At 61.3% G+C, this 10,907-nt stretch carries 12 protein-coding genes and 1 tRNA gene; 5 read left to right on the top strand and 8 right to left on the bottom strand.

All coding sequences use genetic code 11. The annotated features are described in order from the left end of the window. Positions 1-121: 121 nt before the first annotated feature. Both O6929_02760 and O6929_02755 read right to left on the bottom strand, forming a co-directional pair. On the bottom strand, positions 122-739 hold the full coding sequence (locus O6929_02760; protein MCZ6479317.1) for a TRAP transporter small permease subunit: 618 nt from the start codon (positions 737-739) through the stop codon (positions 122-124). Between the two features lie 119 nt (positions 740-858). After that, positions 859-2,016, bottom strand: a complete 1,158-nt coding sequence (locus O6929_02755; protein MCZ6479316.1) for a TRAP transporter substrate-binding protein — start codon at positions 2,014-2,016, stop codon at positions 859-861. A 411-nt stretch (positions 2,017-2,427) separates the two neighbouring features. Between O6929_02755 and O6929_02750 the strand changes: the two genes are divergently transcribed. Further along, complete coding sequence (locus O6929_02750) at positions 2,428-3,324, top strand: 2-hydroxy-3-oxopropionate reductase (protein ID MCZ6479315.1); 897 nt, start codon at positions 2,428-2,430, stop codon at positions 3,322-3,324. Between the two features lie 281 nt (positions 3,325-3,605). Here the strand turns inward: O6929_02750 and O6929_02745 are convergent. The 4 genes from O6929_02745 to O6929_02730 form a co-directional block, all read right to left on the bottom strand. Further along, positions 3,606-3,693, bottom strand: a tRNA-Leu gene (locus tag O6929_02745). Positions 3,694-3,781: 88 nt separating this feature from the next. Then, complete coding sequence (locus O6929_02740; GenBank protein ID MCZ6479314.1) at positions 3,782-4,054, bottom strand: HU family DNA-binding protein; 273 nt, start codon at positions 4,052-4,054, stop codon at positions 3,782-3,784. Positions 4,055-4,206: 152 nt separating this feature from the next. Next, positions 4,207-5,379: a hypothetical protein gene (locus tag O6929_02735; protein ID MCZ6479313.1), complete on the bottom strand. Its 1,173-nt coding sequence runs from the start codon at positions 5,377-5,379 to the stop codon at positions 4,207-4,209. Beyond that, a complete protein-coding gene (locus O6929_02730; protein ID MCZ6479312.1) occupies positions 5,376-5,891 on the bottom strand; it encodes a macro domain-containing protein in 516 nt (171 codons plus the stop codon). The genes O6929_02735 and O6929_02730 overlap by 4 nt, the downstream gene beginning before the upstream one ends. A gap of 80 nt (positions 5,892-5,971) precedes the next feature. Here O6929_02730 and O6929_02725 point away from each other — a divergent pair, with 80 nt between their 5' ends. The 4 genes from O6929_02725 to O6929_02710 all read left to right on the top strand — a co-directional run bounded on the left by O6929_02725 (position 5,972) and on the right by O6929_02710 (position 9,784). Then, complete coding sequence (locus O6929_02725; protein MCZ6479311.1) at positions 5,972-6,727, top strand: MBL fold metallo-hydrolase; 756 nt, start codon at positions 5,972-5,974, stop codon at positions 6,725-6,727. 8 nt (positions 6,728-6,735) lie between these two features. Continuing rightward, positions 6,736-7,461, top strand: coding sequence for an orotidine-5'-phosphate decarboxylase (gene pyrF / locus O6929_02720; GenBank protein MCZ6479310.1), 726 nt, complete (start codon positions 6,736-6,738; stop codon positions 7,459-7,461). 18 nt (positions 7,462-7,479) lie between these two features. After that, complete coding sequence (locus O6929_02715; GenBank protein MCZ6479309.1) at positions 7,480-8,274, top strand: enoyl-CoA hydratase-related protein; 795 nt, start codon at positions 7,480-7,482, stop codon at positions 8,272-8,274. A gap of 148 nt (positions 8,275-8,422) precedes the next feature. Beyond that, entirely contained in the window at positions 8,423-9,784 is a 1,362-nt protein-coding gene (locus O6929_02710; GenBank protein MCZ6479308.1) for a replication-associated recombination protein A, read from the top strand. A gap of 22 nt (positions 9,785-9,806) precedes the next feature. Here the strand turns inward: O6929_02710 and thiE are convergent, their stop codons facing one another. After that, positions 9,807-10,436: a thiamine phosphate synthase gene (gene thiE / locus O6929_02705; protein MCZ6479307.1), complete on the bottom strand. Its 630-nt coding sequence runs from the start codon at positions 10,434-10,436 to the stop codon at positions 9,807-9,809. A gap of 73 nt (positions 10,437-10,509) precedes the next feature. After that, positions 10,510-10,907, bottom strand: a 398-nt coding sequence (locus O6929_02700) for a thiazole synthase (protein MCZ6479306.1), incomplete at its 5' end; no start/stop codon positions are given.

The raw sequence follows: 10,907 nt of genomic DNA, 5'->3' as shown, positions 1-10,907 counted from the left end.
GTGGCGTACGCGTAATAGCCAAAGCCCACACCCATCGCGATCAGGGTAAAGACAATGGGGAAACCGAGAAGGATGAGGAAGATAAAGGACACCATCATCAGCATGGCGACTTGTGGATCGGTCATGTCGCCTCTCCCTCGGCCGTGCCGCCCTGCTGAGCCGCCATCCTCGTGTCTTCTTCCCGCTTTCTCTCCCGGATGAGCGTTTCCATTTCCTCCACATCGTGCAGTCGCTTTGGCCACTCGCCGGTCCTCAGGCACTGGATGCACCGAATAGACTCCGCGATCCCCTGAAGAAGCAAGAAGAACGCAGAGACGGGAAGGATGATTTTCAAGGGATATATCTTGACCCCCGCGGGGCTATTGATACTGGCTTCCCTCCACCCGACGGACTCGGCCGCGTAATCGTACCCGGCGTAGACCAGCGCCAGCATGCCGGGGAAGAAGAACAGGAAATATAGGACAAGCTCGACCCCCGCCTGGACGCGGGGAGGCCAGAGCCGATAGAAGACGTCCCCGCGCACATGGCCATCCCGCGAAAGCGTGTACGCCCCGGCCATCATGAAGAGCGCCCCGTACATGATGTAGCTAACGTCGAACGCCCAGGCGGTGGGATCCCTAAGCGCGTAGCGAACGAACACTTCGTAGCTTATCGCAAAGGTCAGGACCAGGATGCACCAGGCGAAGGCATGCCCTATCCACATACTTAATTTATTGATAAAGAACACCACCCGGTCCATACTGGCGCCCCCCTACTCGATATGGCCTCTACCCACCATAATACAGGTGGGGCGGCGCTGTTGAGCGCCGCCCCACACCACCATCAGACACCCTTCTCGGCCAACTGCGGGCTCGCCTGTTAGAATCCAAGCTGGCCGGGGAAGTAATGGTCATAGGCCAGCTTGTAGTCGCACTGGTTCAGGAGGTAGTAGTAGGCGGTCCGCTTCGCGAAGGCCTTTTGGGACGCCACCACCTTCTTGAAAAAGGGATCCTCCTTTTCCAGCTGCTCGAGGATGATGTCCCACGCCTTGAGCTGGGCGGCCATGACCGACGCCGGCGTCCGGTAGATGTTGACACCTGCCCTATTCTTCAGCCACAAGAGATCCGCTGAGTAGCGGTCAATCCCCTTCCAGAAGTTATCCGAGCTCGCCGCCTCGGCCGCATATTTCAGGATCGCCTGGTGTTCCTTTGAGAGCTTCTTGAACGTGTCCTTGTTGAAGATGATCTCGAAGAACTCTGCAGCCTGGTGGTAACTCCCCAACATGTAGTGTTTGCTGACGTCATGGGCGCCGAAGCTCTTATCCGAGGTCGGATTGTTGAATTCGAAGGCCTCGATCACGCCCCGCTCCAGCGCCGGGACGATCTCGCCGCCGGGAAGCTGGGTCACCTTGACGCCCATCTCCTGAAACAGATTGGCCGCCAGACCCACGGTGCGGTACTTGAGGCCCTTCAAATCCCTGGCATCCTTAATCGGCGCTCCGAACCAGCCGAGTGGCTGGGTCGGCATCGGCATGCAGAAGAACCCGACGGTATTGATTCCCAGTCGCTCGATCAGTTCGTCATAGAGTTGCTGGCCGCCGCCGTAGTGAATCCAGGCGAGTCCGAGGTGCGCATCCTGGCCAAAGACGGGGCCCGTGCCGAAGAGCGAGGCCACCTTGCTCTTGCCGTACCAATACACGCTCACCTGGTGCCCGCCGTCGAGCACCCCTTTGTGGACGGCGTCCTGGACGCGAAACGCCTTGACCACTGCGCCGGAGACCAAATAGTCGATCTTGAGGCTGCCGCCCGACATTGCGTTAACGCGCTTGACGTAGTCTACGGCGTACTCGTTGAAGATGTCCTTCGCACCCCAGGCGCCCTGCATCTTCAACACGACCGGCCTGGCCCGCGCCACCATCGGGAAACCCAATGTTGCCACGCCGGCCGCAGTGGTGGCCACGGCCGCTTTCTTCAGAAAGGTGCGCCGTGATACCTCTGGGCGGGTGCCATCTGTGGGGAGTCCTACGGTATCGCTCATGAGTACTCCTCCTTTCGGTTATATGGTGAGATGTGTTGCCAGGCGGGGGGCAACGATTGTGTGGGCGTACCCTATAAGAGCGAACGCTCATTTGTCAAGGCTTTTGGGGCCGCGCCCGGGCGTCCGGGCCTACTCCCTATAACCCCGAAAGCGCGTCATTTATTCGTTCCCGACACCCCGTGAAGCCGGCTCCATGTCGAGGATCTTGGGCCATGCGGATCGACAAATAGTTGAAACGACAGTTGCGGTGGCGTATGATGCCGCCCTACAAATTGTTGAAATCTGATATCCTATCTTTAAAAACGGTCAAAGGCATCACGAGTCTCTTACTGCCCTCGGTCGTCGGTTTTAGCGGTCATCGGCTTCAGCGGTCATCGGTCATCGGTCGTTATTACGCGGAGGGGAATCGTTATGGCGCAGACAATCAGTTTTATCGGACTCGGAATCATGGGAAAACCCATGGCCCGGAATCTCCTCAAGGGGGGGCACGCTCTCACTGTCTATAACCGCTCACAACCGGCCATGGAGGAGCTGAAACGTGAGGGGGCCACCCTGGGGTCGTCGCCCAAGGACGTGGCGGCACGCTCTGAGGTGGTCATCACGATGCTGCCGAACTCGCCCGATGTGGAGGCGGTCGTGCTCGGGGCGAACGGCGTCCTGGAAGGGGCCAAGGCAGGGACGATCCTGGTCGATATGAGCACGATTTCTCCCCTCGTCTCTCAGCAGATCTACGGCGAGGCGAAAAAAAAGGGCGTCAAGGCCCTGGATGCTCCGGTAAGCGGGGGGGAAAATGGAGCCATCGAGGGAATCCTCTCCATCATGGCCGGGGGGGATCAAGAGGTCTTTGAGGCGGTCGTCCCCATCTTCCGGGCGATGGGAAAGACGATCACCTACATGGGACCAGCCGGAGCAGGCGGGTTTACGAAGCTGGCCAATCAGGTGATCGTGGCCATCAACCTCACCGCCATCGGTGAGGCCCTAACGCTCGGGGCGAAGGCTGGCCTGGACCTAGAACGTCTGATCCAGGCCTTGAGCGGCGGAATGGCGGGTAGCCGGTGTTTGGAGATGAAGGGGCCGCAGATGATCAAGGGGAACTTCCAGCCCGGATTCAAAACTGACCTCCATTACAAGGACCTGGGACTGATCATGGAGGCCGCCCGGGCCTTACAGGTTCCGCTCCCGACGACATCGATCGTCCAGGAACTTTTCTCGGCCCTCCGCGTGAAGGGCCGGGGAGGCCTGGACCACTCGGCCGTCATCACGCTGCTGGAGGAGCTTGCCGGCGTGCACGCCCACACGCAGAGCTAAGCGCTGCCGGGCACCATGCCTCAGGCCAGGATGGCCCGGAGCGCCTCCTCTAACGTGGGATGGCGGAATTTGTAGCCTGCTTGCTGAATCCGTTGAGGCACGATCCGCTGGCTCGTGTAGAGCAGATCGGCGAATTCACTGAGGAGCAGTTTGAGGACGAAGACCGGAGCAGGAAGGAACGCGGGGCGGGGGTAGCCATCACCGACGCAACCGGACCCAACCAGCCTGGTTGCTCTACAGGGTGCAGGAGGTTAGGTGGGCACGCTCGGTGCGGGAATTTGTGGTGCCGAGAGGGGGAGTCGAACCCCCACGGGCCGAAGGCCCAACAGATTTTGAGTCTGTCGCGTCTTCCTGTTCCGCCATCCCGGCATCGGTGTCAATGAAAGAAACGAAAGAAGGGAAGCCTCGCGACTCCCCTTCTGGACGTCGGATCATGAAAAAGTGCCAGTGTGCTCAGTTACTTCACGGCCTTCTTGAGTTCGGCCCCCGGCCGGAACCGGACCACCCGTGCAGCAGGAATCTTAATGGGCCTGCCGGTCTGGGGATTCCGGCCCGTCCGCGCCTTCCGCCGTCCTATGGCAAAGCTTCCGAATCCAACCAGGGTGACCTTCTTACCTTTCTTCAATGAATCCTTGATACCCTTGAGGGCACTGTCCAACGCCGCCTCGGCGGCCCGTTTGGTCACCTTAGCGTCCTTGGCCATCCGGCTAACCATATCCGCTTTCGTCATCTGCTGCCCTCCTAATCATGGGTTAAAAGATACAGAGGTCCTCTCCTGTGTGGCGGTGCCCGGCGTATATCAGAACCTGCGGGGCGTTGTCAATGGAAATCCGCGCCCAGCGCAGGTGCCGAGCACCACCGAGAAAAACTCCTGACCCCCATCTATCCGCGGGGCTTTTGGACCTTGCCCCGGTAGGGTTCTGACAGGTATCGCTCGGCCGTCTCCTGTGCCAGCCCCCCTGCCTCGATCTCCTGGGCGCGGTGATAAGCCTCCACCGCCTTCTCTCGATCCTCCAGCAGATCATAGACCATCCCGGTCCGGGTATGTGCCCAGGCCGTGATCCAGGCATACTTGACATTTTGCGTCTCAATCGCCTGCCGGAAAAAGCTGAGGGCCTGCTCGTACGCACCGGCATCCATGGCGATCTTGCCCCGAAGCTGAAGATATCTGGGGGTGACTTCCGAAGGAAAGTGAGGGCGTTCTTGCTTTATCGCTCTCCGGATCGCTTCCGCTACGGCGAGCGCCTGTGGGGTCTGCTGGGTCTCGGAGTAGAGAAAGGAGAGCAGAAAAAGGAATTCTGGATTTCCCGGATATTGGTTTGCCAAGACCTCCGCATAGGGAAGTGCATCTTCAAACCGCTTCTCCCAGCCACTCAGAATCCGGACGAGGGCCACCATCGCCGGCACCTTCGCCACGGTCCCCTCGCGTGCCACCCGCTTGAGCCGCTCGAGGCCATGGTCCCGACCCTCTCCGGAGGGAAGCACGAGAGAGACGAGCGGCTTGAGCAGTGCCGGGACTCGGGTGATGGCATAGTCGTAAAGCCCCAACATCCACAAGGCATCAACCCGGTGCGGGGCCACCTCGAGTGTACGCGTGAGGTGATGATGGCTTTCGCGAATCCCGTGATACGCGGCAAAATAGTTCTTCCGCACCCGATCCACGGCCGCCTTCACCCCCCGGATAATCCCCAGGGTCAGGAGCAGATCCGGGCTGTCAGGTGTCTCGGCCAAGAGGGACTCCCCCTGGACCAGCACCGGCTCCATCCGATCGAGAAAATGATCAAGGATTTCTTCCACCTCCTCTTCTTCTCGCTCCTCCTGAAAGGCCTCGTCCATCTCCATCACACCATCCAGAAAGGGGTAGAGCAGATCACCGCCAGGAAGACCCTTGAGGTGCGAGAAGGCATTTCGGGCCTCAGCGTAATCGAGGTTCGCCATGTGATCGGTACCGGTGAGGATCTGCCGGGTTGTCTCTGACGTGAGCTCGAACGCCCCCCAACCCTTTACGGGGTACAGCACCATGAACAAGGAGAGCCCCAGGACGATTCGCCTCATGATGTCCCTTCCCACTCGGCTAACGCCTGCCGCCACGCCGCCACCATGGCAGGATCGATGTCGACCAGGAGGACTTGCTGAAGACGTTCCGCGGGAAACTGCCGGACGGCGTCAATCATGCTCTTGGCTGCTGCCTCGTGATCGACGCCGCCGACCCCCGTCCCCATGCCTGGCAGAGCGATAGTGGCAAAACATTTTGCCTCCGCCAGGCGCAGGGCGGCTGTCGTCGCCTTCCCCACGTTCTCGACCGCGATTCGCATCGCCGGTCGTTCCATGGTCGGGGCATGAATGATTCCCCGGAACCGGGTCTTCCCGCCACTCGTGAGAATCGCCTCCCCAACGGGAGTGGGTCCCCGCGCGACCGCCTCCTCCTCTACTTCTCTTCCAGCCACTCGCTTGATCGCACCAGCCACGCCGCCCCCCATCCGCCCCTGGCTATTGGCGGCATTGACGATTGCGTCAACCGCCGCCTCGAGGATCGAGCCCTGCTGGATTGCAATCTGCAGCTTCACCACAGCCTCTGAATTGACCCAAATAGAAGTCAATGATAATGATAAGGTATGTCCAGTGCCCTCCCAAAAGGAAATCCGGCATGAGGGTGACCGTGCTCGGATCGGGTACCGCGGTTCCCTGCTCCGAGCGGGCGTCGCCCGGCCTCCTCGTGGAGGTGGCCGATGAGTATCTCCTATTAGACGGTGGCACTGGCACCTTGCACCAATTGGTTCGAGCGGGGGTGAGGCTCGATGCGGTGGATCGGGTGCTCTACACCCACTACCACCCGGATCACGTGGGGGACTTCCCCCACCTCCTTTTTGCGCTTCGGAGTCCCGAGATCGGCCGGCAGCGCCCTCTCTGGGTTGGTGGGCCGCGTGGGCTTCGGCGCCACTACCACCTCCTGGGAGAACTCTACGGCCCCTGGGTGGCTAATCTTCCCTTCGAACTGGAACTCCAAGAGCTGAAGGAGGAGACGATTGACTTTGGCTCGTGGCGCCTGACGACTCGGTCCGTCCCCCACACCGATGTCAGCCTCGCCTATCGGATCGACGCCCAACATGGCTCCTTTGTTTGCTCGGGGGACACGGATTACTCTGAGGCCCTGATCGAGTTGGCTCGGGGTGTCGATTTGCTCATCCTTGAATGCGCCTTTCCGGAGGAGCAAAAGGTCACCGGACACCTTACGCCAAGCCTGGCTGGCGAGATGGCAGCCCGGGCCGGTGCAAAATTGCTCGTCTTGACCCACTTCTATCCCTCGTGTCGGGGAAAGGATTTGCTGACCCCCTGTCGGAAGGAATTCCCCGGGGAAATCCTTCTCGCCGAGGATCTGATGCAGCTCACCGTGGGTGGCTGAAGGATGCGATGACTGTGCGGGAACGCTTGATTCTTGCGCTCGATCTTCCCTCGTGGCAAGCGGCCGAGGGGATGGTCGAACGACTCCGGGGACGGATCCACGTCTTCAAGGTCGGGCTACAGCTTTTCACCGCGGATGGGCCCCGGGTGATTGCGGGGATTCACGAGCGGGGAGGCAGGGTCTTCCTGGACCTCAAGTTCCACGACATTCCCCAGACGGTGGCAGCCGCGGCGGCGAACGCCGTAGATTTGGGGGTTTTCATGCTAGACGTTCACGTTTCCGGGGGATCAGAGATGATGCGGGCGGCGGCAGAAGCGGTGGCCGAAAAGGCCGAGTCCTTACGGATCGAGCGCCCTCGCCTCCTCGGCGTGACCGTCCTGACTAGTCTAGCTCAGGCAGATCTCCAGACGCTGGGGATCGGGCGGGTGGTCGAGGAGCAAGTCCTTTCCCTCGCCGGCCAGGCCAAGGATGCAGGCCTCGACGGGGTGGTCGCCTCCCCCAGGGAGGCAGAGGTAATCCGGCGGAACCTTGGCCCGGGCCTTCTCCTCGTGACCCCGGGTATCCGAGCGGCAGCGGCCGAAACTGATGACCAGCGCCGCATCGCCACCGCCCGGGATGCCCTGCAGGCCGGTGCGGACTACATCGTGGTCGGTCGTCCGATCCTCAGGGCACCGGACCCAGTCGCGGCGGTTGAGCAACTCGTGGCAAAAATGGAGAGTTTTAACGTGCAGTGAGCTCCAAGAGAGGTGACCATGGCCTACGAACACCTTCAAGTCCAGACCTCCGAAGGGATTACTACGATCACCATCAACAGGCCCCAGGCTTTGAACGTTTTGGCCGCAGCCACCATGCAGGAACTGGAGCAGGCCTTTCTCGGGGCCCGCGACGACCCCGCAGTGGGGGTGGTGATCCTGACAGGGGCCGGGGAGAAGGCTTTCATCGCCGGGGGTGACATTCGGGAGGTCCTTGCCGGCCTCGCGGAAGGGGCCGCCTCCGCTCGAGACCAGTTCGCCCGGAAGGGACAGAAGTTAGTCACCCTCATCGAGCGGCTGGGCAAGCCGGTCATCGCCGCGGTGAACGGGTTTGCTTTGGGTGGCGGTTCTGAGATCGTTCAGGCCTGTCACCTGGCCATCGCCGCCGACACCGCGAAATTTGGCCAACCCGAGATCAACATCGGTTTCAATCCCTGCTGGGGAGCCACACAGCGCCTCCCCCGCCAGGTGGGACGCAAGCACGCGATGGCGCTCATTCTCACAGGAGAAATGATCGACGCGCAGGATGCATACCGGATTGGCCTCGTGAATAAGGTCGTCCCATCAAATGAGCTGATGCCCGAGGCAGAGAAGCTCGCTCGCCTGCTCTTGACCAAATCCCCGACCGTCCTCCAGCTGTGTCTCGAGGCCGTGATCCATGGAGTGGAAATGCCTCTGGCCGATGGACTTGAACACGAGGCAAGCCTATTTGCCATGGCTGTCGTAACCGGTGACGCACTAGAAGGAATCCAAGCTTTCATTGACAAGCGTAAACCCGTTTTCAAGGGACGCTAAAATCGCAATCACCAGTCGGCTGTCAGCAACTTAGGCTGGGACGCGAGGAGGCTGGGAGGCTAGGAGGTCCAAAAGGCAACGCAGCAGGTTCCGACTCTTTGAGCGTCCGAGCGTATTAGCTTTCCAGCATCCAAGCAGGCTATCAGACATGGAGCTGTTCGAGCAGCCCAAGAAAAGTGACCGAAAGAGGAAAGCACCCCTCGCGGATCGGATACGGCCTCGAACCGTCGAAGAGTTCGTGGGACAGACCCACCTGTTGGGAGAGGGGCGGGTCTTGCGCCTCGCCCTCGACAGCGGTGAGGTTCCGTCTATGATTCTCTGGGGACCGCCGGGTACGGGAAAGACCACACTCGCGTATCTGATCGCCGAGCGAACACGGGCCGCCTTCGTCCCCTTCTCCGCCGTCACCGCCGGGATCCGGGAGATCCGGGAGGTGATCAAACAGGCGCAGTGGCATGAACAGCAGCAAGGACAGCGGACCATCCTCTTCATCGACGAAATCCACCGATTCAACAAGGCGCAGCAGGATGCCTTTCTCCCCCATGTGGAGAAAGGGGTCATCACCCTCGTCGGGGCCACCACGGAAAATCCATCCTTTGAGGTCATCGCTCCACTCCTCTCTCGCGTCAAGGTCTTTCGCCTCGACCCCCTTTCCGAAGCCGACCTGTCCGTGATCATACAGCGAGCCCTCGAGGATCCGGAAAGGGGCCTCGGCCTCCAAAAGCCCCATCTCTACCCGGAGGCCCTTCCCCATCTGCTCCGCCTGGCGTCGGGCGACGCCCGAATTGCCCTCAATACGCTGGAGCTCGCCACACAGATCGCGCCCCGGCGCCCCGACGGGACGCGTGAAATCACCCTGACCATCCTCGAGGAGGCAGCCCAGCGCCGAAGCCTGCTCTACGACAAGGCGGGAGACGAACACTATGCCATCACCTCCGCCCTCCACAAAAGCCTGAGGGACAGCGACCCCGACGCAGCCCTCTATTGGTTGGCTCGGATGCTCACCGCAGGCGAAGACCCTCTCTACATCGCCCGGCGACTCATTCGCATCGCCTCGGAGGATATCGGCACCGCCGACCCGGCCGCCCTCTCGGTGGCGGTCGCGGCCAAGGAGGCATACCACATGCTGGGAAGTCCCGAGGGCGAGCTCGCCCTGGCTCAGTGCGCCTGTTACCTCGCCACTGCGCCCAAGTCGAACGCCGTCTATCGCGCCTTCGAAAAGGCTCGCACGGATGTGGAAGAGGGACCCGTTCCACCGGTGCCGCTCCATCTCCGCAACGCGCCGACTCCCCTCATGAAAGGTCTGGGCTTTGGGGTGGGTTACCGGTACGCGCACGACCACCCCGATGCCCTTGTGGACCAAGAACACCTGCCTCCGGAGCTGAAAGGCCGCACGTACTACGAGCCCTCGGATCGGGGATACGAAGCCGAGATACGCCAGCGGCTGGCGGCGTGGCGCCGGCGGCTCACGCAGCAAGACCCTGAGGGACAAGCCGAACCCGAGCGCTGAGGCTCCCGAGTCAAGAATGCGGCTAGGGTAGCAAGGCTCTCACCGCCTCAGAAACATCGGGCGCAGCCATGACCGCGGAGATGACCGCGACCCCGTCTGCCCCTGCGGTAAGGACCTCCTGCCGGTTTGTCCGGTTGATGCCTCCGATGGCGAGAATGGGAAGATGGATATGAGACCGAACCTGCTTCAGGATTTCGAGGCCCAGCGAAGCACCAGAGGATGCCTTAGACGGCGTAAAGAAGATCGGCCCCAAGAGGATAAAATCGGCCCCCCCCTCCTGAGCCTCCGCTGCCTCTGCAAGAGAGTGACAGGAAACGCCGAGGAGCCGTCCCTGGCCTAACAGGCGACGGGCGACGGCCGGTGGAAGGCTCCGCTGGCTCAGATGGGCCCCGTCGGCTCCGACAGCGAGGGCCACATCGATGCGATCGTTGACCAGCAGCAGGCCTCCGGCGGGACGGATGACGCCGATAAGTCGTTCGGCCAGTACCGTGAGCTCCCGGGCCTCGAGATCTTTTTCCCGCAGCTGAAAGACCCTGGCTCCTCCTGCGAGGGCGGCGCGAGTCACCTCCTCGAGCGGCCTGCCCGCGGTTTGCGTGCGATCGGTGACAACATAAAGCCCCCATCTGCGGGGATCATCTTTGAGGCGTGACATAGATAGATGGTTGGTAGAGTGCTGTCGGTTTGCGAGACGGGAAAACGGCGGACGGGAATCCGGAAGCCGGCGTTTAAATAAGCTCGGGCATCCCTTCCAGGGGGGTAGAGGCAGAGGCGTAGAGCTTCTTCGGGATGCGCCCGGCCACATAGGCCAGCCGCCCGGCCTCGACCGCATGGCGCATTGCTGACGCCATCGTGACCGGATCTTTGGCAGCGGCGATGCCGGTGTTCATCAACACCCCGTCGCAGCCCAGCTCCATAGCGATGGACGCATCCGAGGCGGTTCCCACACCGGCATCTACGATGACCGGCACTCGCACCACCTCCAGGATAATCCTGATGTTATAGGGATTCCGGATGCCGAGCCCCGAGCCGATCGGTGCCCCGAGAGGCATGACGACGGCTGCCCCCGCGTCCTCGAGCTTTTTGGCCACGATCGGGTCATCATTCGTATAAGGGAGCACGGTGA

The sequence above is a fragment of the Candidatus Methylomirabilota bacterium genome, assembly GCA_027293415.1.
Lineage (GTDB): Bacteria > Methylomirabilota > Methylomirabilia > Methylomirabilales > CSP1-5 > CSP1-5.
This window is presented reverse-complemented; position numbering and strand designations above follow the sequence as displayed.